Below are 22,625 nucleotides of genomic sequence, written 5' to 3'. Positions count from 1 at the left end.
CCAAGAGCAACAAAGTTACACTTCCCGTTACACTATAATCTCTCCTTGAGAATAGTCAAAGCCCCAACTGTTGCAACAAGGGTTCAAGAGAATGAGCCATATTTTGAAGCGCCCAGGGGCGACGATAACGATAGACCTTGATTCGGTCTGCCAGCGCCTTGCATTCACGTATCATCGCTTCCGGTGAGTGGTAGGAGCGCCCCAGCTCTGCGCGGTACAACGACTCCACAATCTGATACAGCGCCTCGGCACCCGTTATCTCGCTGAGCTGGGCTTGTTCACCTGCACTGGCTCGCTCCAGCACCACCAGGGCGGTGAGAGGCTCAGCCTTGACAAGACCGTGGTCGGATATCAGAGCAAGGTGATATTTGTCGATACGCGTCAAGTCGCGCTGTGCATCGCTCATATCAAGCTGCAAGGCAGTCAAGGTTTCCTTCCAGAGCTTGACCTTCCGTGGGCCAGCATGAAGCAGCGGCTCGGCCTCCCCGGGCTTGATGATAGCGACATCATCGGTCACCAGCGGGAAGTGATAATGATGATGCAGCCAGGCGCTCAAGGTCGACTTGCCGGCTCCGGACTCCCCGGTGAAGGCCCAGATGCCGCCTGGCGCCTTGATGGCACTGACATGCAGCGGCAGCCAGCCACGCTGATGAGCCAGCACGCCGAAGGCCGTGCCGAGAAGAAAGACCCGGATGTCTGACGGGGCAGGCGGAGCAGTCTGCTCACCCACTACTCTGCGGTCCACCACGATGCGCTGACCACCTTCGATAAGATAGCGGCCAATGCCATCAACCCACATATGACAATGCTGATCACCGATTTGCAGCCAATGATTGACCCGCCTTCCGGACCTGAGTGTGGTTTCCACTTCACCTGTCACGATCTCGATATCAGGGGACTCGCAAGGAGCTATCTCAGTCAGCTCGGGTAGTCTGATCTGCGAAACGATATCGAAGCCATAGGTGTGGTAGTAGTAGCATGCTGCAGCCGAGGCAACATTCGAACGCCGCTCGGCGCTAGTCGCCTTCACGTGGCCTGGAGGGCATGCGTGCGCCACCTGTACATCAGGAGTTGGGATTCTACTCATTCAACAGCACCTCGTGACGTTACCAGGTGACTGACCTAGAGACGCAGATCTGCCTCGCCCTTGGGAAGCAAATACTTGAGGTCGTATAGCACATGCTCCTGCTTGCCCCAGGCGCGCATGCCCTCGCTTCCCAGGTTACGAAATTCCCGGTGGGCCACGGCAAGTATGATACCGTCATAGGCGCCAGCTTCGGGTTGCTCCACCGGACGTATGCCGTATTCGTGCTCGGCCTCATCCTTGTTGACGTGCGGGTCATAGACGTCGACACGGATATCATAGTCACCCAGCTCCTTGAAGATATCGACCACCCGGGTATTGCGCAGGTCAGGGCAGTTCTCCTTGAAGGTCAGGCCCATTACCAGCACGCGCGCATTTTCGACATGAATGCGGCTCTTGATCATTTGCTTGATCAACTGCCCTGCCACATAGGCCCCCATGCCATCATTGATGCGCCGTCCGGAAAGAATCACTTCAGGGTGATAACCAACCTGTTGGGCCTTGTGCGTCAGGTAATAGGGATCCACGCCGATGCAGTGCCCCCCCACCAGTCCGGGGCGAAAAGGCAGGAAATTCCATTTCGTTCCGGCCGCCTCGAGTACCTCTTCGGTATCGAGCCCCAGGCGATTGAAGATCATTGAGAGCTCATTGATCAGGGCAATATTGACGTCGCGCTGAGTGTTCTCGATCACTTTCGCCGCTTCCGCAACGGCAATTGAGCTGGCCTTGTGGGTGCCTGCCGTAATCACGCGCCGATATAGAGCATCGACGAAATCGGCAATCTCGGGCGTGGAACCTGCCGTGACCTTCTTGATGGTGGTAACCCGGTGCTCCTTGTCACCCGGGTTGATGCGCTCGGGGCTGTAACCGGCGAAGAAATCACGGTTATAGACCAAGCCTGAAATCCGCTCGATGACCGGTATGCAGTCCTCTTCGGTCGCTCCGGGATAGACAGTGGACTCGTAGATCACGATATCGCCCTTGGCTACCACCTTCCCCAGGCTTTCGCTGGCCTTGATCAGCGGCAGCAGGTCCGGCCTCCGACTGCTGTCGATCGGGGTTGGTACGGTAATGATATAGACATTGCAGTCCCGTAGAGCCTCGAGCTCGCTCTCGAAGCTCAACTGGGTCGACTGAGCAAGCAGCTCGGGTTCCACCTCAAGGGTCTTGTCGATTCCGTCGCGCAATTCTCGGATGCGGCTGGCATTGATATCGAACCCCACCGTGGGCATGACTTTGCCGAACTCCACAGCGAGCGGCAGCCCCACATAGCCCAGGCCGATGACCCCCAGACGAACGTTATCCATGCTCAACATTGTGAAATCCCTTGTGTTGTAGAGTTGATCTCGGAGCGATACCCATGGGGGTTGTAGCGCTGCCAGCGCCAGGTGTCGGCTATCATGTCATCCAGGCCTCGCCTGGCCTGCCACCCCAGCTCCTTTTCGGCCTTGCTTGGGTCCGCCCAGAAAGCCGCCAGGTCTCCTTCGCGTCGTGGGGCAAACTGATAAGGAATCGGCCGCTCGCTGATACGTTCGAATGCTTCCACCACCTCCAGCACCGATAGACCTTGGCCGGTGCCCAGGTTGTAGACATGAGTGCCGGGCAAGGTCAGGCGACCAAGCGCACTGACATGACCTTCTGCAAGGTCCATGACGTGCAGATAATCCCTCACACAGGTGCCATCTTCGGTCGCATAGTCATTGCCGAAAACAGTCAACATGGGCCTGCGCCCCACTGCCACCTGGGCGATATAGGGCATCAAATTATTCGGAATGCCCTGCGGATCCTCCCCCAACCTGCCTGAGGGATGTGCCCCTATCGGATTGAAGTAACGCAGTAGCGCTACAGACCAACGACCATCGCTCAGCACGAGATCCTCGAGGGCTTGCTCCACCATCGACTTGGAGGTGCCATAGGGGTTTGAGGTACGGCCACGTGGCATGGTTTCCCGGTATGGAACTGGCGCATCGGACCCGTAGACCGTTGCCGAGGAGCTGAAGACGAAGCGGAAAACGCCGGCCCGCTGCATTGCTTGGCACAAGGACAATGAGCCGTTTACATTGGTGTCGTAATAGGCCAACGGCTGCGTGACACTCTCACCGACGGCTTTCAAGCCCGCGAAATGAATCACCGCATGGATGTCATGCTCATTGAACAGCTGGTCAAGGCAGGCGCGGTCGCGGATATCCCCTTCAATAAAGGTCAAGCCGCGGCCGGCAATATCTTCTACCCGGCGCAATGCCTCATGCGACGCATTGACGAGGCTATCCAGTACAACCACCTCATATCCTGCCTCGAGAAGTGCCAATGAGGTGTGCGAGCCGATATAACCCGCCCCCCCCGTCACTAGAATCGTACATTGTTGACTATCAGTATCCGGCATCAATGTTCACCGCCGTGGTAAAGGAGTTGCCTTGCTGGTAGGCACGTAGATTTTCGATAAACACACCCAGAGCTCGTTCGAGGTAGAACGGCGTGGTACCCGAGACGTGCGGTGTAATCAGCAAGTCACTGCGTTTCCATAGTGGCGAGTCGGCTGGTAACGGCTGCTGCTCGAACACATCAAGCGCAGCCCCCTTGAGCGTGCCAGCGTCCAGTGCGCTTATCACAGAATCGCTCTTTACCACTCCGCCACGCGAGATGTCGATCAGCACAGCTCCAGGCTGAAGCTGGGCCAACAGCTCACTGTTGACCACGCCATGGGTGGCCTGAGTCAGCGGCAGACACACGACCAGAAAATCCGTGCGTGCCAGTTCTGGGCCGATATCCTCGATCGCCACGACACGGTCGACGCCCGCTATCTGCCGCGGCGAGCGCTGCGTGCCCACCACATGCATATCAAATGCCTTGGCGCGCTGGGCCAGACATTGGCCAATGTGCCCAAGGCCCAGCACCGTGAGTTGACTCCCGGTCAGTTCACCCAGCCATCTGCGCTGCCACAAGGCTTGCCTTGCCTGGTCATGAAAGCAACCAAACTGCTTGGTGAAGTAGAGCATGGCGCCAATGGCGTATTCACTCATCGGTGGACCATGAACCCCACTGCTCTTGGTCATCCAGATCGAGGACTTGTCAAAATCCATCGACCAGATTTTCTCGACGCCTGCCGAGAGAAAATGCAGCCAGCGATACGACCGGAGCCTTGCCAGCGCATCGGGTAGCCATGGGAGCGTCGGTGTAATCACAACGTCAACCTCAGCATGCAGCGGCACCGCCTTTATACTGTCGGCAAAGGTGATCTCCGCTGCCGGTATCGCTGTCTGCAAGGTACGGGTCACCAGCGCTTGCTGCTGCGCCAGAACCTCGGTTTTCTGAAGATAGAGCACACGACGGATAGGCTCAGGCGGTAACGACATTATTCTCCTCCCCTGCTGCCCAAACGATAGGCACAGTCGGCAAGTTGCTGCTGATTCTCCAGTAACGCTGCATCGTCGGCACTTCGCCAGTGCGCTTCAGCCTGGCGCAGCTTGCCAATCTCGGCCGGGAAATCGAGTGTCGCGAGCAAGCCAGCGGAGGTTGCGGCCCCGGCGTGGAATGCCCGTGACAGAATGATCCATTGCGATCCCAGGCGGACGTGCTCGCCAAGCACTGTTTCGGCTGGCAGCTCGCCCTGCCCGATCCGCGCAACCCCACCAACACCCCACGTCACAGTGGCCTGATTAAGTACAGCAGCGGTGGGGTCCAGTAAGCGTGCTGCCATAGGCTCGAACAGAAAGCCCAACCCCATGCTCAACGAGAGATCATTAAGACCAATATGCACTTCGTCGCGGCCCGGCATGAGCAAACCCACCCAGTCAGGTAACCGCACCAGCGAGGCAGCCGTCTCCGCGAGAAAAGTAATCGGTACACGACTGTTGACGATATCCAGAAACTGCTCCACCTCGGTACGTGAGGAAAACATCGGTAGCATCAGGCGCTGGGCGCCATGCTCGAGGGCCGCATCCACTTCTCGGCGGGTCGACACATTAAGAGGATTGAGCCGTACCATCAGCTCTGCGTGCTGGAGCACACTGGCTACTGCGGCAATGTCTTCCAGTGAGTGAGCCGCTTTGTGGGTATCCAGATGCCCTTGGCGCTGGGCCTTGCCGAGCACCTCCTGGTCCATGAAGATGCGGGCTACACCGTGCTGTTCGATGAATGTCGCCACATCCGGACTTGAGGTAATCATCATGAAATTGAGCCGGCTCATCGCATTGCCTCTTCGACATCGCTGTCGCGAGGGGGCCGTCCATTCAACCGATCACGGTAGGTACGCCAGTTAAGCCCAGGCTCACCGTAGATTCCGCTGCCCATCACCACCACCTTGACCGTCAGCAGCAGAATCCTGAGATCGAGCATCAGGCTCTGCTGCTCGACATATTCAGCGTCGTAGGCCAACTGCTGCAGCCAGCCAAGGCTACGCCGCCCTCTTACCTGGGCAAGACCAGTCAAGCCTGGGCGAACGCTGAAACGCTTCTTATAGCTCGGTGGTACAACCTCGGTCTGCTCCATAAGCACTGGCCGAGGACCGACAATACTCATATCGCCCTTGAGGATATTGATCAGCTGCGGCAATTCGTCGAGGCTAGTGGCGCGTATGAAGCGTCCCGCACCCGTAATCCGTAGATCGTGTCCGGCGCTCACCACCTGCTCCTTATGCTGGTCGATGCTTTCCGGCTCGCGGTGCTGCATGGTACGGAACTTGAAGATGCTGAATGGCCGCTCCTGGCGCCCGGCGCGCTGCTGCATGAAGAAAACCGGACCCTTGCTATCCAGCTTGATCCATACCGCTACCAGGAGCAGCAGCGGGGACAGCACGAGCAAACCTGCGCCGCTGGCAATTACATCCAAAAGTCGCTTGATACCTTCCCTCATGCCAACTCCATTGCCTCGAGAATCACTTTGTTAACCTTGCGGACGTCATAATATCGTTCGACCAAGACCCTCGATGCCTCGCCCATTTGCGATACCAGTGCCGGCTGCTCGACAAACTTGCGCATCGCCTCAAGCAGGGGCGCACTTGAGCGGGGTGCTACCAGAAAGCCGTTCACGCCGTCTTCCACCGTTTCCCGACATCCGGGAGCGTCACTGGTAATGATAGGGCGCTTCATGCTCATCGCCTCGAGTACCGAGCGGGGTGTCCCCTCACGATAAGACGGCAGCACGAACACCGAGCACTGCGCTATCCATGGGCGAACGTCCGATACCCCACCAACGAACTCCACTCGGCCCTCTTTCTGCCAGCGCTGCAAATCGTCGGCGGAACACGAATGAGGCAAGTTGGAATCGTGCGGGCCTACTGCGATAAAACGGACCGAGGGGTGCTCGGCATGAAGCATGCCTGCAGCTTCGCAAAACTCTGCCACGCCCTTTTCCGTCAACAACCGCCCAATGAACAGGAAGGTCAACTCCCCCACAGGAAGCGGTGTGGCCGCAAAGCGCTGCATATCCACTCCCGAGCCATAGGTACGCACGGCCTTGGCTGCATCACCAAGTATCCCCCGTTCAGTAAACTCCTGAAGGTCATCGGGGTTCTGGAAAAAAACCTTGCTGTTACTAGCAAGACCGACCCGGTAGAGCAGCGACACGATCTTCTGCAACCGACGATTCCTGGAGCTATCGGTGGTAAACACATGACCCAAACCCGTAATCATCGAGTAGATGCGAGGCACGCCAGCAGTCTTGGCTGCAAGGCTCCCATAAACTACAGGTTTGATGGTATAACCGAAGACAGCCTTGGGCTTCAGCCTCCGAATCAGACGGTAAAGCGACCACAGTGTCTTGATATCGTGCATCGGATTGATGCCCGTCCGGCCCATTTCGATCGGGAAAATCTGAATACCCAGTTCCTCCACCTCGGGGAGATAGTCAGCGATAGGCACTGCAGCCGCCACGACCAATCCACGGGCCTGCATATCCTTGACCAGATCCCCACGGTTAGCGATCAGGGAACGTGCGTTTCCTGCGATGATCAGTAGATCCACAAATCAATGCCTTCTGAAACGAATGGTCAACTTATCAAAAGACGAAGCGGCAAGCAGAGTACAGATTGCCAGGAATTTCGTCCGATGCCTGATTGCCGTACCAATATTGGTCACACCGATGGCAAAAACAAATATCAAAGCCCCCGCCATGAACATCAGCGCGAGGCATTCCTCTTTTCGCCTGACATGATGCCAGCCTTTATACAGGCGCCAGGCAAGAAAAAAATACATTGCAGATGCCATGACGCCCAACAGTTGCCGAGGGCTGCGTAAATCCCAGGGAAAGGGCGAAAAGGTAAAATACGCGATTCGCATAGGAATCAACCAGGGTTGCGCATAGGGGTTGCCCTGCGCAACGAAAGCCGGGTAGGCCGAACCACCGCGGGCTTCACGCTGAAAGCGAGATTCAATCAGGTCATCCACCCCTTCAGAGTCGCCCTCACCGCCTATTGTAATGCCTTTTGCCAGATTGATACCCCCGCTACCTACGACAATGAGCATAGCCACAGCGAAAAGCGCTATGGATGAAAAGAACTTACTGGCCACCTGGCGCGTCGTGGCGCCTCCTTTTATTGAAGTAACCAGTGTTCTGAAGGCAAAGTAGCCCAAGTACAACGCGATGCCGACCATTGCCCCGATCCAGCCGGGATGTATCATCAATGCCACAGCAAACATGGAAAAGGCGGCAAATATCCAGATAGTCCCCTTTCCTGACACCCAATTCAAAAAGAAATAAACGCCAAGCAAGAATACAACAATGGAAAATTCTTCCCGCAACGCTATCACTGAGTTAAACGCCGCGAATGGAAATAGCGCCATAATATAGGAACTAATTACTGCCGGCTTTCGCCCCCACAAGCGATAAGCCATAATCCCCGTGAGAAACACTCCAACCAGACCGGCAAAAAAATTAAGCACTGGCAATACGAACTGATTATAGCCAAACGCCTTGAGAAAGACTGCCCCAATGGTACTGTACACATAGGAAGCACTATAATTAAAAGTATTTAACAGCCTATCCCAATCCAACAAAGACCATTGATACGCAGTTCGTGTAAATACAACGGCATCCCCATCAGCCCCAGGAGGTGAAAAAATTCCGTAATAGTTAAGCACCATCAACGACAAGCGAAATAAAAAGCCTAGCATTATCGGCCATAGCAGCCAGCGATGCTTCATGGACACCATCAAACAAAAAACAAATGACAGTGAAAACATCAATACAACAAAAAGGGCCGGTATCATAAATATCTCGTCATTGCGACCTTTAATTAGGCCATTGTCGCGTCTTGGTATAAAGCAATATGTTTATCTGAAGATGTTTTAATCAAATAGTCGCTTGAGTAAGAAAGTGCATTTTGGGAAAAAATATTACGCAAGGAGTCGTTCGTGACCATTTTTCTAAGCGCTGCAGCATAACTATCTTCATTCAATTCATCGACCACGATTCCATTACAGACTTTATGCACAATCTCAGCGCAGCCACCGACATTGGTCACAATTACCGGAAGTCCGCTAAGGGTAGCCTCGATCTGAGCAATCGGCAGGCCTTCCCAGGCGGAAGACATGACAAAGATATCAGCATCGTAAAGCAATTCATCAACGTTGGTAACATTACCCAGAAATTCAATTCTATCAGATACGCCATTATCTAGTGCCAGCTGCTCCAGACTCGCGCGCAATGCACCCTCTCCTGCAATTTTCAATTGGTAGTTGCAGTCGCCAAGTTGTCCAAGTGAAGATATGAGGAGGGACAAATTTTTTTGATCAGACAACCGACCGACGCTTATCAATTGCACCGCCTCACCACTAATTTTCTGAGTTCTTAATCTTTTATTTAAGCGAGTGGGAGTAACACCATTATCAATCCTTACCACTTTTTTACGTGAAACGTCTTCAAGTTTTTTTTTACATGCCAAGCAAATGCCCACGTATCTGGACACCTTCATGTCCAGAAGCTTGTAGATTAATGAACTGGCACCGAGACGAATATTATGATGCGTATAAACCACCTTTGCTCTTTTTACGAAAAGAGAAAAAATGGCCGCATAATACAAATGGCAATGAACAATGTCTGGAGAGAAACTGGACACAGCCTTATTTATACTCCTGATTCCCCGCCACGGCTTTTTACGAGCAGCAGACCCAATAAAATCGTAACTTATATTTTGCGCTTCAAGTTCTTTCAAAAAAACCGACTCGAAATTGCCGTCTCTTCCTGCCTCAGACGCTCTATCCAGGAAAAGAATGAACACCTCATGCCCAGCATTGACCATCTCTACAGAAAGATCTCTGACATAAATTTCAGCACCGCCTGCTGCCGCAGAAGATATAATGTGGAGAATTCTCATAAATTAACTCTTGTCAAAAACGTAGCCGAAGCGATCTATGTCATCCTGATAAAGGATCTTTACCAGTTTAACCATATCATCATTGACATATTCGCTACGATAGTCAGAATCATTAGACGTTGTATTTTCCCGACCAACGTTGATCTTTTTATTGAGCCTTGACTCGACATTTTTTATATCGACTTCCAGGCTCTCAACCTTCCCCACATAATCAGTCAAGAGCTCTCCATGCTTGTCAACCACAAACGTGCTTTGCGGCTGAAAAACAAAATCAATCTTATGCAACTCTTGTTTAGCTAGCCATTCGAAAAGAAACCGCTCAAAAGTTTCGAACTCAGGTATTTTATACTGCTCGGGGCGATACATCCCCATACTATTGGTCTTACCAATGCAGGCAAAGCGGTATGCCGATAGAACACGATCCCATGGATTCCTGACAAAGGAAAATACAAACGCTTTAGAAAACAGCTTTGGGAAGTGTGAACGAATCTCACTGGCAGTGTAATGTCCCAATGTACGGCCATATATTGCCTTATTTAAACTGGTACCTGCAGCCTTAGGCACATGTATATAAATGCAACCACTTTTCTTCCAGTACGAATACCGCCTATAAAGATTGATTTTGTGCTTGACGCCTTTACTGTTCATGTATCTTCCTTGAAACCAGTTGGACATACTGTGACGTTACAAATTTAATAGAAAATTTCTCAAGATGTTTTTTAAGATCGTCACTGATTTCCCTGGCTCTTGTATTACCAGATAAAGTATAGCTACCTTCTGGATAAATACGCCTGATAGCCTCTGCCATTTGTTGATAGTCACCAATGTCTACGAGGCTTCCAAAACGCCCGTTATCCAGTATCTCCCTTGGACCGCTAGGGCAGTCCGTTGAAACCACCTCCACCCCACTTCCCAACGCCTCTATCAATGCGTTTGGCAAACCTTCCCAACGAGATGAAAAAAGGAAGAGGTGATAATTTTTTATCTTCTTTTCTATATCGGGATCGAAAGATTTTAGAAAAATACGATCGGCAAGGCCACGACGTGCTATATCATTTTGCAAGTCGTCATACAGGTCACCTTCCCCATATATATCCAGATTAATATCAATATTTAGCTTGTTAATTGCATAATCAATGGCATTAATTAACATATGTTGATCTTTTGCTTTTGTCAACCTCCCTATATTAATTGCCTTGATTCTATGATTATAACCATTAGCCGTGTTTTCTGATTGCGGAAAAACACCCGGCACTTCATCAAACACAGGGTTATAAATAGTATGTACTTTATCTTTGTTTAGGTGATAAAACTCGCATAGTGAAGTGCCAGAGTCTTCCGAATTCACTAGTACAAGTGCTGCCCTCTTGCAGGAAAGGCCATGCAGAAAGGAAAGGAAATTTAACAATGGGGTCATTTTCATGTTGCGGTATTTTTCGGCCACATCAATTCTGACATTCGGTACTCGCAGGCACTTATAAGGCCAAGATAGCGCACAACCGAAAAAAGTGACTATATTTGGGATATCAGTAAATGAAAAAACAGCGTCTGGTCGATTTTCTTTGATCAATTTTTTTACAGCAAAAGCACGAGTGACAGGATTGCGGGCATCAATCTTATTCAGCTTAACATTTTCATCCAACCGGTATTCTTGCCCCTCCTTTGATGTCCAATAAATATAGCTAACATCATGCCCCTGCTGAGCAAGAGAGCTTGATAGCTTGACAGCTACTTTCTCGGCACCACCACCACCAAAGGACGAACACACGAAAAAGACCTTCATGATAAATTCTTCCTGATATTGGCAGAAATTCTTGAAACAGGAAGCGGCACGAAAAGTTTAATAATTTGCTTGACACTAGTAGAGTCCAGACATGAAAAATAGATAACACCAAGCTCTGAAAAGGTAAAATCACCAGCGCGCTTTCTCGCTGACAACCAAGAAATATTCTTTCTATTAGAAAGGATTTTCAGCGCAGTATTTACTTTACTATCCGGATTTTTATTCAAATATTCGACTACAGTCCTCTGAACAGGGTGTTGTTTTTCCACTTTTGACTTGCCATATATAACGCCGCTGTTATCCAGTACATAGCATGACGACACTACAGGTGAAACAACGACTGAATCACAGCTTAGAAGTAGCCGAAGCCAAAGGTCACTATCACCACCGCGCTTGCACTGACCTGCCGGAAATCCACCAGCGGTAATGAAAAGATCCTTTCCTATCACAACTGCATTTGTATGGAATATATCTTTACGGGAATATCTTTTTAAAGCGGCATCACACTCAAGCATTTCTTCTATGGGATGAAAAAATCCAGTTCTTTGATTTTTATAAATTTTCTCTCTAGAAAAGCTAAAAAACTCGACGCCCTGGTATTTTTTTATTAATTCACACGCTGTTTCAAGGTGATTGGAATACCAAACGTCGTCAGCGTCTAAAAACGTGATCCACTGATATTTCGCTTTTTCAACCCCAAGATTTCGTGCCGCATACCCTCCAGGGCCTGGTGTGTCCCTGTAAAATATTCTTACTTTATCCGATTTATAAGGCTCAATTAATCTAGCGCTCCTGTCACTGGAGCAGTCATCAATCAAAATTAGCTCAAAGTCATTGAATGACTGAGCCAACACTGAATCTATGGCAGCAACCACGTACTCTTCTTTATTATGGACAGGTATAATTACTGAAAACATAGAGCATTCCGAATAAAATAATAAATTAAATTAACGATCATTGCGAGACAACCTTATAAATCAATAATATCCGTTATCCGCTGGTAAATGTATTATTATTCTGTTCTTCCTGCTATTTTTGCAACACTGAAATTTTGCTTGGCGTTTGGTATTCCAGCACATTGTTCAGGATATGCATGTTGCTAAAGCGGACCAATCAATAGCGTTTTCTATTGCTCATTTAATGATTATAGATTCCAAGTCATGAAATATATTTGAGTATTCTTGCCACAAGAACCTGTTCATCATCGAGTACTGTGTTCAACACTACCTCTCCCTGTAAAGGCGGCTCATACGGACTGTCGATCCCGGTAAAATCTTTGATCTTTCCCTCTCGAGCCTTCTGATAGAGCCCCTTGGGATCCCGCTGTTCACAAATGTCCAGCGGCGTATCTACATGCACTTCGATAAAAGCATTTTCGCCGAACAGCGCTCGTACCTCGTCGCGATCCTTGCGGAATGGGGAGATGAAGGCGGTGATGACGATAATACCAGCTTCAGCAAATAGCCTTGCGACCTCGCCTACGCGGCGTATATTCTCAGCGCGGTCAGCTTCGTTCATGCCGAGATCCTTGCACAGCCCGTGTCGAACGTTGTCGCCATCAAGCAGCATGGTGTGGTAACCGCGGCGGTTGAGTTCGATTTCCAGAGCATTCGCCAGGGTCGACTTGCCGGAGCCGGATAGCCCGGTAAACCAGACACATTTGCCAGCATGGCCATTGAGCTGTTCTCGCATCGCCTGGGTGACACTGGTCCGATTCCAGACAACATCGGCCTTGCTGTCGTGAGCACGGTATTCGTAGGGTGTTTCGCTGTCGGTGGGCTGGTGGATCATCCCGGCGCCGACCGTGACGTTGGTCAGCCGGTCAATGAAGATGAAGCTACCGGTACCGGGGCTCTTGCGGTAGTCGTCCACCGGGACAGGGGCGGTGAGTTCAATGGTACAGCGCGCAATGCTGTTGAGGTCGAGATTCTCGGCATGGCGGTGCTCGAGTGTGTTGACGTCGATCTGGTAAGCGATGGCGGTGACCCTGCCCGCCATGTCGCGAGTAGCGAGTTTGAGGTCATACAGCTTTCCAGGCTCGAGAGGACTCTCATGCATCCAGACGATATCGGCATCGAAGCCTTGACACAGCGGGACCTCAGCATCGCCACCGACCAGCCAGTCACCCCGGGAGACATCGATCTCGTCCCTGAGGGTGACGGTGATCGCCTGGCCGGGATAGGCGACATCCAGATCACCATCATAGGTCACGATACGCTCAACGCTACTGAATTTACCGGACGGAAGGGCCTTGACCGCCTGGCCAGTACGCAGAATGCCGGCGGCTAGCGTCCCACAGTAGCCGCGGAAGTCGAGATTGGGACGGTTGACGTACTGTACCGGCAAGCGCAGATCGCGCAGGTTCTGATCATGTGTGATCGCAACACTTTCGAGGAGGTTGAGCAGCGTGGGACCCGGCACGCCATCGACTCGATACCAGGGGGTATGTTCGCTCTGATCAACGACATTGTCACCGTTGAGGGCCGATAACGGAATAAAGCGGATGTCCGGGGCGTGAAGCTTGTCAGCCACCGCCTGGTATGCCTCGACAATCTCGTGGTAACGCGTTTCGGAAAACTCGACCAGATCCATCTTGTTGATCGCGATCACCAGATGCTGAATGCCCAACAGATCGGCAATGAAGCTGTGCCGTCGTGTCTGGGTCTGCACGCCATAACGCGCGTCGATCAAGATTACGGCCAGGCTCGCAGTAGAGGCACCGGTCGCCATGTTGCGGGTGTACTGCTCGTGCCCCGGTGTGTCGGCGATGATGAACTTGCGCTTGTCAGTGGAGAAATAGCGATACGCAACATCGATGGTGATGCCCTGCTCGCGCTCCGACTGCAATCCATCGACCAGCAGCGCCAAGTCCACGGCATCGCCAGTGGTACCGCTGGTCTTCGAGGCCTGTGTGATTGCCGCCAGCTGATCTTCATAGATCATCTTGGCGTCATGCAGCAGTCGCCCGATCAAGGTCGACTTACCATCGTCGACGCTGCCACAGGTAATGAAGCGCAGCAGATCCTTGTTCTCATGTTCCTTGAGGTAGGACTCGATGTCGTCGGCGATGAGCGCTGACTGGTGTGACATTAGAAATACCCCTCACGCTTTTTCTTTTCCATTGAACCCGCCTGGTCATGATCGATGGCGCGACCACTGCGCTCGCTGGTGCGGGTCAACAACATCTCCTGGATGATCTCGGGCAAGGTAGCGGCCCGGGACTCCACCGCGCCAGTCAGCGGGTAGCAGCCGAGGGTGCGAAAACGCACCCATTTCTCCTCAGGCCTCTCATTAGGCTCGAGCGGAAGGCGTTCATCATCAACCATTATCTGCATGCCGTCGCGTTCCACCACAGGGCGAGGCGCGGCATAGTAAAGCGGGACGATGGGAATCTGCTCCAGGTAGATGTACTGCCAGATATCGAGCTCGGTCCAGTTGGATAGCGGGAATACGCGGATAGACTCCCCCTTGTTGACCTTGGCATTGTAGATGCTCCACAGCTCCGGACGCTGGTTCTTGGGGTCCCAGCGGTGATATTTGTCGCGAAACGAATAGACCCGCTCCTTGGCACGGCTAGCCTCTTCGTCACGCCGCGCACCGCCGAAAGCGGCATCGAAGCCGTGAAGGGAGAGCGCCTGCTTGAGCGCCTGGGTCTTCATCACGTCGGTATACTTGGCGCTGCCGTGGTCGAATGGGTTGATGTTGGCCGCACGCCCCTCCTCGTTGGTATGCACGATAAGCTCCATGCCGGATTCCACAGCCATGCGGTTGCGAAACGCAATCATCTCCCGAAACTTCCAGGTGGTATCGATGTGCATCAACGGGAAGGGTGGCGTCCCCGGATAGAAGGCCTTGCGAGCCAGGTGCAACATCACCGACGAGTCCTTGCCGATGGAGTACATCATCACCGGGTTTCGGAACTCCGCTGCAACCTCTCGGATGATGTGGATCGATTCCGCCTCGAGCTGCTTGAGGTGGGTCTGGCGTTCGGGAGTCATTTCCATAAATAAAGCCAAATAGAAGTGTTGGGGCGGTGCTACCCGCGGCATAGTCCATCAAGAAATAGCGTAATGATGAAGCTGTCTAGGCGCCTTAACAATCCAGTTATGAAGGCACCTTCTTCCTAACAGCCTTGGATAGAGCAAATGCACCAGGAACTGAGACGATTGGCAGAAATGCCAACTTATATTTAAGTGACAAGCAATGAGAGTGTTGGCGGTAAAAGTCGAGCTTCGGTTTATAGGGCACCCGATAGTCTTTTAAAACTCTTAGCACCCATGTCCGGTTTACTTCAGAAAAAACCGCGTGATACTTATAGTCGGTGAGCTTGTCCAGTTCAACATATGAGTTCACCCTAGCGCTGATGTTGGCAAGACGCTTTGTATAATCATTACGATTTTTTTGCGTCCATGAACCAGGCACGAATGCACGATACACGGACATCGGCTTATTAATATAGAAAGCCCCGCCTCGTTTAGCACCAAAAAAATGAAGATATATATCACCAGCAGTTAAATAGGGATGAGTATCACGAAAACTGGCTATTTCATCAGTAATATGTTTCCTGACAAATGTCGAAGCGGTCGGTATTTGACCATGCCTCTTTAAAACAATATCGCCTACCGGGATCAAACCGCTTTGATCAAGGTATTTTCCAATTTCACTTCTTTTACCATCGAGCATATTGATTTGATAGCCACTGTGAATACACATGTCTATACCATCGTGCTTTTCGAGGACATCAAACTGATGCTGCAGCTTATTTTTATCTATCCAAAAATCGTCTCCTTCACAAATAGCTATATACTTTCCTTTAGCACGCTTATTATTTAATCTCGCTGGACGATTACCCTGAGAATACTGATTAACCTCTTGGAAAATTGGTTTTATTATACTGGGGTATCGATGTTGGTATTCGCGAATAATATCAGCAGTGCCATCGCTAGAGGCATCATCATGAATCAAAATCTCAAATGGCACATTGGTTAGCTGAGATAAAAATCCGTCGAGCGTGTCCCGAATAAATGGCTCATGATTGAAAGCCATGCAGCAAATACTTACATAAGGATCGTCAGGACGACCTTGCCAATGGCTAAGAATTTCATCTTCGCCCCGTAGCTTAGACATATTTTCTTCCTATCCCACGAATGTTCAGGCGAGAACGAACCAATTCTTCAATTTGCTTGTACGCCTTCACCTTAAAAATTTTGGCAAGGCCAATATACAGCATCACCCCTAAAGGCGCGAAAAAGAGAAGTTTAACGAGAGGAGACCAAACCAAGTACTGCACGGAAAAATAAATTCCGGAGAAAATCACTGCCGACAATATAAATGAACTAGCACAATCCGCGAGTTGCTCTCTAACACTATAGCCAATTAGCTTATGTGAATAGTAACTATTGGGAATATATGCAAAGATTGAGAGAAAAATCTGCCCTACCAGTATACCCACCACGCCATATCGATAGCTTATAAAAAGCACAAAGAATGTGAAAAACTTCCTGAATACTGAGATACCAAGATAAATATCAGTACGCCCCTTCACCTTGAGTATATTTAAGTTAATGGCATGCAAAGGATAAAGCATGCTCGCAAGAAACATAATTTGCAAATAGATAGAGGCATCTAGCCAGCGCTCAGGAAGTGCAAACTCAAATAGAGGTTCAGCCAAAGATGCCGTTAGCAAAATACAAGGGAATAAAACAAAAGTGGTCGCTCGAAGAACTTTCCTATAGCTTTTTTTTAACCTTACATTGTCATCCTGCATAGTAGCGAGAGCAGGAAATGTTACTTTTTGAACAGCACTGACTAACTGACTCACCACCAGCTCTTTTAGACGGTAAGAAAAATAATACAAGCCAGCAACCGCAGTTCCAAAAACGCTACCAATAGTGAGTACGTATATATTTTTAGTGAAGTGGCTTAAAAGACTAGCCAGAAAAAGCTTATAGCCAAACGAGTACATTTCTTTAAATGAAGACCAGCTAAAGGTCAGCGATGGCCTCCACGACTGCAAGCGCCAAAGGAATATTGTTAGCAGCAAGCCACTTAGCATCATCTGAGCCACAAGCGCCCAGACTCCAGCTCCATTGTAGGCGAGAAAAACAGCGAAGCTGCCTGACAATATGCTTGCTGGCACTGATGCTTGAAGCTGCGCTTTAAAGTTCAACTTTCGGCTGAGTATCGCACTCTGAACAATCTGAAAAGAATTTATTATAACTAACAAACCAGCTACTCGGATGAGCAACACAAGCCGAGGCTCATCATAGAAACTGGATATCCATGGGGCCGAGATATACAAAATAGAGTAAGACAGTATGCCAACTAATATATTGGCATAAAATGCAGTGTTGTAATCAGCTTGCTGAGCATTTTTTTTCCTGATTACCGCCTGTTTTAGTCCAGAATCCATTAGGACTGAGGCAATGGTAACAAATACCGACATCATCGCCAAGAGGCCAAAATCTTCCGGAAGTAGAAGCCGAGCAAGAAGTAAGGTAACAGCAATACTGATCCCTCTCTTACTGAGTTGCTCCAGGAAATTCCATAAGACTCCAGCCATTGTACGATTTTTCAGCATTTAAGATTCCCGCATGATGAAAATTACAGTTAAATTATGACTGGCCATATTTATATGCTTCATAAATATCAGAAGGCAACTTGAAAGTTATAAATTCATTTTTCTGTAAAATAGCTTCCGCACCATACGCAACCCAGTATTTTATTGCACGTTGATTTTTTTCATGAACTTCAGTGAACAACACTTTCAAACCAAGTATATGAAAAGCAACATCACATCTAGCTAAAAACATTTCCTTAGCGAAACCTTTTACAGCTGGCTTTTTTATCCAACTAGCAGCAAATCCGGTCATGTCTTGCCAGTTTATTTTTGAAATCCTATTATATCCAATCAAACCATTTTCATTTTCATAGGCGAAGTAATAATCGATCTCTAAAGACTCTCTTTTTTTATAAGCCCTTATCCATTCTTTTTGCTTTTCAACATCCTCCTCCAAAGTTATCATATACTTCGTCAGCTCAGGACTAGATCTAAGAGATGCTATATCTTTCGCATCAGAAATATCAATAAGGCGTAACGACAGGCCGTACAATTCCACGGGTAATATTTTCATATATCACCACTTATCTTAATTCAATTTCGTAAAAGTCTCTAAAAGAACTCAGAACTCTATCCATTTGCAATTTGCTATCAAATTGCATAACCGCTAAAGCAACTCGATCGTATAATGTTTCAAAACGGCTGACCTTATCGCCTTTATCTTTAAATTTGGTTAAGCGCAAAATTAAAGGATCAAGGCTACTATCTACTATTATACCTTCATAAATTCCATCTACCTCGCTGAACAATATAGCTGTAGCATAAAACTTCGTATTGTTTTTTAAACCAAACTGGTTTCTTTCATGTAGCTCTGCATGCTTTATTCTATTTAGCGAAATATCAACATTCATTTTTGCCGATCTAAAACCGTATATTTCAGACATAACTTCATGTATAAAGTTTCCACTATGCCTAGGGTTGATTTCAATACAATACAGCTTATCGTCTCTTACTATGAACTCAAAGTTCATAGGTCCCGTGCCATAGTTTATTTTTTTAACGAAAGAGGATAGAAAGCGCTCAACCGTATGATAATCATAAGTTGATGGAAACGCTGTGGCATAAGAAACGAGGCTATTGAATGAATCATAATAGTAATCCCCCACTATCATGAAGTAAATTTCGTTATCAACTACTAAACAATCACCATTCAATCTATGGCTGTAGTTAATATATTCTTCGATTATATAATTTTCTTTTTCTGGAGTACTTCTGAAAAAAGACAGCATTGCTGTTCTACTGCTTATGTGTACAACCCCCCTACTTCCACCGCCGTTTATCGGCTTTGCTATCAGTTCATGTCCGTCTAATGCCGAAACGGCCTCTTCAGAAGCATATACTTTAGGCGATGGCATTCCGTGCTTAACAAGAAAATCCCGGAATACTTTCTTACTTGACACTGTATAATATGCAGTCCTATTAAGCCCTTTCAGTCCTAGTTCTTCTCGCAATCTAATGCCAGTAAGAATACCATGAGAGGAAACAAAGTTTACAACTGCAATAGGCTTAATCGCTTTTGAAATTTCTAAAATTTTGTCTTCATCATAAACGTCAATGTTATGCGAAAAACTGGCTATTCTGTGTCCCAGGTTGTTAGGGTTGTTATCAAAAGCATGGACTTCCAGGCCCTTTGACAATGCATACTCTATCCCCTCTGCCTGCTGCTCTCCGGCGACTAAAAAAACAACCTTATCCATAGTAGTCTGCCGTAACGTTAATCAAGTCAAATATCTCACAGGTGGCCATGTCACTAAATTCTGAACCTCCGAAATCAAACAAAAGGACCCCTATTGTTTGATTAGATCCCGTGTAAGCCTTTACTTCGTCACCTTTATCCTTAAAAAGCTTCTTAAAGAATAAACACTTCTCCAGCAAGTCACCGACTATTACCCCAGAGAACTTACCCTCTTTTTCTGCGTGCAGGACATAATGTGCTCCTGCGGCAAAAACCGTGAAGCTTGTGGGAATTTCTTGCTTGCCTAGCGCAAGATCTATGACAGACTTAGTGAAATCAAAACCGCTAAGCCGCTGCTGTATAATTGGCACAAAGTTACCACCATTTCGGGGTCCAATTTCTATAATATAGGCTTTGTCGTCGTTACCTATCCGCGCCTCAATATTGACAGGACCCTGGAGATAGCCGGCTGCCTGAACTAGCTTTTCGGTTTGTTCCACTACTGAATGCATTGCCTTTTCAGAAATATTCGCAGGCCAGCGCGTAGAAATTGGTATAAAACTATTGGTACCAGTAAAAAAATAATGATCACCCAGATAGTAGTAAATCAGCTTTCCATCTTTAACGAAGGCATCACCATGCACTTGCTTGCCGTCAATAAATTCCTCGATAATACAGCGTCCAGCGCGAGAAAATTGCAGTGCATAGTCAACTGCTTGCTTAAGAGGAGCTGTCTCTCCAGAACTCTTAGTGATACCTTTGCTTCCAGAGGAATCGACCGGCTTAACTATATAGTTCTGTGTCGACTCGATGCTGCTGGGCAACTCGCCCGCTTTAACTGTGTAGCAAATGGGTACGTTAAGACCTACCCTTCTCATCAAACCACGAAACTTATCTTTCTCCGTCAACAGCTCGACAGAAAGCAAGCTTGGACCAGGCAAACCTAACACCTCTGCCACATAAGCAACGGTAGGTACCGCGGGATCTGAACAAAAGCTGGTAATAGCATCGGCTCGACAACGTTTAGCAACTTCGAGTACCGCCTCCTTATCAGTGGTACTAGCATCGTAATATTCATCTGCCAATGCATGACCAGGATTGTCCGGCAGATAGTCACATGTGATCACATACAGGCCAAGTTCCTTGGCTTTTTCGATCAGTGGTACTTGAAACGGCGACCCACCCAGTACCAGCAGCCTTTTTTGCTCACTCATACTCTATCTCCAAAGCATTGGCCACATGGTCAGCAGGAGCCTCAGAATATATCGGAAGACATAGAATGCGAGTTGCAATGTCCTGTGATACAGGGCTATTTGCTGGACCATATAGGCTTGTACAATCAAGCGACGGAGAAAAGTAGCGACGCGGTAGTACACCCTGCTCATTTAGCCGGGCGATGATTTTTTTTACATGCGTCTCACTTTCTAGCAGCACAGGAAAGTAAGCATAGTTATTTGTTGCCCCCAACGTGCGCTTTTGAAACACCATCTTGTTGCCCAACGCAGTCATGTACTGATCCCATACTGCTTTGCGAGCCGCGAGATTCCGCTCAATTTCGTCGAGCACACACAGCCCCATGGCAGCTTGAAACTCGTTCATCTTGGCATTGATGCCGATCTCATCAATGCTTTCAGGACCAGTGATACCAAAGTTGATCATCTGCCGGGCGCGCTCCAGGTCTTCCTTGCACTTGAAAACGATGGCGCCTCCCTCCACGGTGTGAAACAGCTTGGTGGCGTGGAAACTAAGCGTGGCAGCGTCGCCATGCTTGAGCAGGCTTTCGCCTTTATAGGTCACCCCAAAGGCGTGGGAGGCATCGTAGACCACTTTTATCCCATGCAATTGAGCCACGGAGTCGATTGCTTCAACCTCACAGGCGTTACCGAATACATGTACCGGCACTACGGCACGGGTACGAGGTGTGATGGCAGCTACGATCTGCGCTGGGTCGAGACACCAGGTGTAGGGGTCAATATCCACGAAAACTGGCGACACGCCATCCCACTTCAGCGAACTAGCAGTGGCAACGAATGTAAACGGTGTGGTGATCGCCTCAGTGGGCTCTAACCGGCCGGTAATGCCCAGCGCCCGATAGGCTACCTGCAGGGCCAAAGTACCGTTGCTGACCAATAGCAGATTGTCTACACCAAGGTAAGTTTCGAGTCGGGCAGTCAGCTCCTGCACCAACGGGCCATTATTGGTCAACCACCCACGCTCATAGATACCATCTAAGTATCGGTCGAGGGCTTCTCGGCTGGGTAGGTAGGGTTTGGTTACGGGAATCATACTTCAACAACATCCAGTAAATACTGGCCATAGCCGTTCTTAGATAGCCGTTCTCCGGCTTCGATAACCGCCTCGGTGCTCAGCCAACCATTACGCCAGGCAATTTCTTCCAGACATGCGATCTTGTAACCTTGGCGCTTCTCGATGGTTTCTACGAACTGAGCAGCCTCAAGAAGGCTCTCATGCGTGCCAGTATCGAGCCATGCAAAGCCACGCCCCAGCTGCTGGACGCTTAAGTCGCCTCGCTCAAGATACGCTTGGTTCACGCTGGTAATCTCAAGCTCGCCACGATGCGAGGGCTTCACCTGTTTGGCAATCTCGATGACATCATTATCATAGAAGTAGAGACCTGTCACCGCATAGTTTGACTTGGGCTTGTCAGGTTTTTCTTCAATTGAGAGCGCACGCTTCTGTTTATCAAACTGAATTACACCAAAGCGCTCTGGGTCTTTTACCTGATAGCCAAATACCGTTGCTCCCGACTCCCTGGCTGCGGCACTCTTCAGTTTGGGGCTGAAACCTTGGCCATAAAAAATATTATCCCCCAGCACCAAACAGACATTATCTTCGCCAATAAACTCTTCGCCAATGATAAATGCCTGTGCCAACCCATCGGGGCTCGGCTGCTCTGCATAGGCTATGTTAATACCAAACTGATGGCCATCACCTAACAGACGCCGGAAGCTCTCGTTTTCTTCAGGCGTAGTGATTACCAGCACATCACGAATACCCGCCAGCATTAACACTGATAGTGGATAATAGATCATGGGTTTGTCATAAATTGGCAGCAACTGCTTGGAGACCCCCATGGTAATAGGGTAAAGGCGTGTTCCGCTACCACCAGCAAGAATAATACCTTTCATAATA

Annotated in this window: 21 protein-coding genes; all 21 read right to left on the bottom strand. The window is 49.2% G+C overall.

Features of this window, described 5'->3' with window-relative positions; translation table 11 throughout:
- Nucleotides 1-55: 55 nt before the first annotated feature.
- Entirely contained in the window at nucleotides 56-1,087 is a 1,032-nt protein-coding gene (locus tag KZO25_RS02615) for a hypothetical protein (protein WP_223135736.1), read from the bottom strand.
- Between the two features lie 35 nt (nucleotides 1,088-1,122).
- Nucleotides 1,123-2,400, bottom strand: a complete 1,278-nt coding sequence (gene tviB, locus KZO25_RS02610) for a Vi polysaccharide biosynthesis UDP-N-acetylglucosamine C-6 dehydrogenase TviB (protein WP_223135735.1) — start codon at nucleotides 2,398-2,400, stop codon at nucleotides 1,123-1,125.
- A complete protein-coding gene (gene galE, locus KZO25_RS02605; protein ID WP_223135734.1) occupies nucleotides 2,394-3,467 on the bottom strand; it encodes a UDP-glucose 4-epimerase GalE in 1,074 nt (357 codons plus the stop codon). The genes tviB and galE overlap by 7 nt, the downstream gene beginning before the upstream one ends.
- Nucleotides 3,454-4,437, bottom strand: coding sequence for a D-2-hydroxyacid dehydrogenase (locus KZO25_RS02600; protein ID WP_223135733.1), 984 nt, complete (start codon nucleotides 4,435-4,437; stop codon nucleotides 3,454-3,456). Before KZO25_RS02600 ends, galE begins: the two co-directional genes overlap by 14 nt.
- Complete coding sequence (locus KZO25_RS02595; RefSeq protein ID WP_223135732.1) at nucleotides 4,437-5,270, bottom strand: aldolase/citrate lyase family protein; 834 nt, start codon at nucleotides 5,268-5,270, stop codon at nucleotides 4,437-4,439. The genes KZO25_RS02600 and KZO25_RS02595 overlap by 1 nt, the downstream gene beginning before the upstream one ends.
- Nucleotides 5,267-5,935, bottom strand: a complete 669-nt coding sequence (locus tag KZO25_RS02590; protein ID WP_262488793.1) for a sugar transferase — start codon at nucleotides 5,933-5,935, stop codon at nucleotides 5,267-5,269. Before KZO25_RS02590 ends, KZO25_RS02595 begins: the two co-directional genes overlap by 4 nt.
- Nucleotides 5,932-7,044, bottom strand: a complete 1,113-nt coding sequence (locus KZO25_RS02585) for a glycosyltransferase family 4 protein (RefSeq protein WP_223135731.1) — start codon at nucleotides 7,042-7,044, stop codon at nucleotides 5,932-5,934. The genes KZO25_RS02590 and KZO25_RS02585 overlap by 4 nt, the downstream gene beginning before the upstream one ends.
- Nucleotides 7,045-7,047: 3 nt before the next feature.
- A complete protein-coding gene (locus tag KZO25_RS02580) occupies nucleotides 7,048-8,289 on the bottom strand; it encodes an ArnT family glycosyltransferase (protein ID WP_223135730.1) in 1,242 nt (413 codons plus the stop codon).
- A gap of 26 nt (nucleotides 8,290-8,315) precedes the next feature.
- Entirely contained in the window at nucleotides 8,316-9,395 is a 1,080-nt protein-coding gene (locus KZO25_RS02575) for a glycosyltransferase family 4 protein (RefSeq protein ID WP_223135729.1), read from the bottom strand.
- Between the two features lie 3 nt (nucleotides 9,396-9,398).
- Complete coding sequence (locus KZO25_RS02570; protein WP_223135728.1) at nucleotides 9,399-10,043, bottom strand: sulfotransferase family 2 domain-containing protein; 645 nt, start codon at nucleotides 10,041-10,043, stop codon at nucleotides 9,399-9,401.
- Entirely contained in the window at nucleotides 10,033-11,178 is a 1,146-nt protein-coding gene (locus KZO25_RS02565; RefSeq protein WP_223135727.1) for a glycosyltransferase, read from the bottom strand. The genes KZO25_RS02570 and KZO25_RS02565 overlap by 11 nt, the downstream gene beginning before the upstream one ends.
- On the bottom strand, nucleotides 11,175-12,095 hold the full coding sequence (locus tag KZO25_RS02560; protein ID WP_223135726.1) for a glycosyltransferase family A protein: 921 nt from the start codon (nucleotides 12,093-12,095) through the stop codon (nucleotides 11,175-11,177). Before KZO25_RS02560 ends, KZO25_RS02565 begins: the two co-directional genes overlap by 4 nt.
- A gap of 241 nt (nucleotides 12,096-12,336) precedes the next feature.
- Entirely contained in the window at nucleotides 12,337-14,268 is a 1,932-nt protein-coding gene (gene cysN / locus KZO25_RS02555; RefSeq protein WP_223135725.1) for a sulfate adenylyltransferase subunit CysN, read from the bottom strand.
- Nucleotides 14,268-15,176 carry a sulfate adenylyltransferase subunit CysD gene (cysD, locus tag KZO25_RS02550; protein WP_223135827.1) on the bottom strand — a complete coding sequence of 303 codons (909 nt, stop codon included), beginning with the start codon at nucleotides 15,174-15,176 and terminating at the stop codon, nucleotides 14,268-14,270. The genes cysN and cysD overlap by 1 nt, the downstream gene beginning before the upstream one ends.
- Before the next feature lie 106 nt (nucleotides 15,177-15,282).
- The gene (locus KZO25_RS02545) at nucleotides 15,283-16,305 is read right to left on the bottom strand and encodes a glycosyltransferase (RefSeq protein WP_223135724.1); all 1,023 of its coding nucleotides are present in this window, start codon (nucleotides 16,303-16,305) and stop codon (nucleotides 15,283-15,285) included.
- Nucleotides 16,298-17,758 carry a lipopolysaccharide biosynthesis protein gene (locus tag KZO25_RS02540; protein ID WP_223135723.1) on the bottom strand — a complete coding sequence of 487 codons (1,461 nt, stop codon included), beginning with the start codon at nucleotides 17,756-17,758 and terminating at the stop codon, nucleotides 16,298-16,300. Before KZO25_RS02540 ends, KZO25_RS02545 begins: the two co-directional genes overlap by 8 nt.
- Before the next feature lie 34 nt (nucleotides 17,759-17,792).
- Nucleotides 17,793-18,296, bottom strand: a complete 504-nt coding sequence (locus KZO25_RS02535) for a GNAT family N-acetyltransferase (RefSeq protein WP_223135722.1) — start codon at nucleotides 18,294-18,296, stop codon at nucleotides 17,793-17,795.
- Nucleotides 18,297-18,321: 25 nt separating this feature from the next.
- A complete protein-coding gene (locus tag KZO25_RS02530) occupies nucleotides 18,322-19,494 on the bottom strand; it encodes an acetyl-CoA carboxylase biotin carboxylase subunit family protein (RefSeq protein WP_223135721.1) in 1,173 nt (390 codons plus the stop codon).
- On the bottom strand, nucleotides 19,487-20,686 hold the full coding sequence (locus KZO25_RS02525; RefSeq protein ID WP_223135720.1) for an acetyl-CoA carboxylase biotin carboxylase subunit family protein: 1,200 nt from the start codon (nucleotides 20,684-20,686) through the stop codon (nucleotides 19,487-19,489). Before KZO25_RS02525 ends, KZO25_RS02530 begins: the two co-directional genes overlap by 8 nt.
- Nucleotides 20,679-21,758: a DegT/DnrJ/EryC1/StrS family aminotransferase gene (locus KZO25_RS02520; RefSeq protein ID WP_223135719.1), complete on the bottom strand. Its 1,080-nt coding sequence runs from the start codon at nucleotides 21,756-21,758 to the stop codon at nucleotides 20,679-20,681. Before KZO25_RS02520 ends, KZO25_RS02525 begins: the two co-directional genes overlap by 8 nt.
- On the bottom strand, nucleotides 21,755-22,621 hold the full coding sequence (gene rfbA, locus KZO25_RS02515) for a glucose-1-phosphate thymidylyltransferase RfbA (protein ID WP_223135718.1): 867 nt from the start codon (nucleotides 22,619-22,621) through the stop codon (nucleotides 21,755-21,757). Before rfbA ends, KZO25_RS02520 begins: the two co-directional genes overlap by 4 nt.
- Nucleotides 22,622-22,625: the final 4 nt, after the last annotated feature.

The sequence above is a fragment of the Halomonas sp. ANAO-440 genome (genome assembly GCF_019915905.1).
In the GTDB taxonomy this organism is placed as follows: Bacteria; Pseudomonadota; Gammaproteobacteria; order Pseudomonadales; family Halomonadaceae; genus Halomonas; species Halomonas chromatireducens.
This window is presented reverse-complemented; position numbering and strand designations above follow the sequence as displayed.

Excerpts from the sequence above, each read along its gene's own strand:
- KZO25_RS02615 (WP_223135736.1), bottom strand. The coding sequence starts at position 1,087 with ATGAGTAGAATCCCAACTCCTGATGTACAGGTGGCGCACGCATGCCCT.
- tviB (WP_223135735.1), bottom strand. The coding sequence starts at position 2,400 with ATGTTGAGCATGGATAACGTTCGTCTGGGGGTCATCGGCCTGGGCTAT.
- galE (WP_223135734.1), bottom strand. The coding sequence starts at position 3,467 with ATGCCGGATACTGATAGTCAACAATGTACGATTCTAGTGACGGGGGGG.
- KZO25_RS02600 (WP_223135733.1), bottom strand. The coding sequence starts at position 4,437 with ATGTCGTTACCGCCTGAGCCTATCCGTCGTGTGCTCTATCTTCAGAAA.
- KZO25_RS02595 (WP_223135732.1), bottom strand. The coding sequence starts at position 5,270 with ATGAGCCGGCTCAATTTCATGATGATTACCTCAAGTCCGGATGTGGCG.
- KZO25_RS02590 (WP_262488793.1), bottom strand. The coding sequence starts at position 5,935 with ATGAGGGAAGGTATCAAGCGACTTTTGGATGTAATTGCCAGCGGCGCA.
- KZO25_RS02580 (WP_223135730.1), bottom strand. The coding sequence starts at position 8,289 with ATGATACCGGCCCTTTTTGTTGTATTGATGTTTTCACTGTCATTTGTT.
- KZO25_RS02575 (WP_223135729.1), bottom strand. The coding sequence starts at position 9,395 with ATGAGAATTCTCCACATTATATCTTCTGCGGCAGCAGGCGGTGCTGAA.
- KZO25_RS02570 (WP_223135728.1), bottom strand. The coding sequence starts at position 10,043 with ATGAACAGTAAAGGCGTCAAGCACAAAATCAATCTTTATAGGCGGTAT.
- KZO25_RS02565 (WP_223135727.1), bottom strand. The coding sequence starts at position 11,178 with ATGAAGGTCTTTTTCGTGTGTTCGTCCTTTGGTGGTGGTGGTGCCGAG.
- KZO25_RS02560 (WP_223135726.1), bottom strand. The coding sequence starts at position 12,095 with ATGTTTTCAGTAATTATACCTGTCCATAATAAAGAAGAGTACGTGGTT.
- cysN (WP_223135725.1), bottom strand. The coding sequence starts at position 14,268 with ATGTCACACCAGTCAGCGCTCATCGCCGACGACATCGAGTCCTACCTC.
- cysD (WP_223135827.1), bottom strand. The coding sequence starts at position 15,176 with ATGACTCCCGAACGCCAGACCCACCTCAAGCAGCTCGAGGCGGAATCG.
- KZO25_RS02545 (WP_223135724.1), bottom strand. The coding sequence starts at position 16,305 with ATGTCTAAGCTACGGGGCGAAGATGAAATTCTTAGCCATTGGCAAGGT.
- KZO25_RS02540 (WP_223135723.1), bottom strand. The coding sequence starts at position 17,758 with ATGCTGAAAAATCGTACAATGGCTGGAGTCTTATGGAATTTCCTGGAG.
- KZO25_RS02530 (WP_223135721.1), bottom strand. The coding sequence starts at position 19,494 with ATGGATAAGGTTGTTTTTTTAGTCGCCGGAGAGCAGCAGGCAGAGGGG.
- KZO25_RS02525 (WP_223135720.1), bottom strand. The coding sequence starts at position 20,686 with ATGAGTGAGCAAAAAAGGCTGCTGGTACTGGGTGGGTCGCCGTTTCAA.
- KZO25_RS02520 (WP_223135719.1), bottom strand. The coding sequence starts at position 21,758 with ATGATTCCCGTAACCAAACCCTACCTACCCAGCCGAGAAGCCCTCGAC.
- rfbA (WP_223135718.1), bottom strand. The coding sequence starts at position 22,621 with ATGAAAGGTATTATTCTTGCTGGTGGTAGCGGAACACGCCTTTACCCT.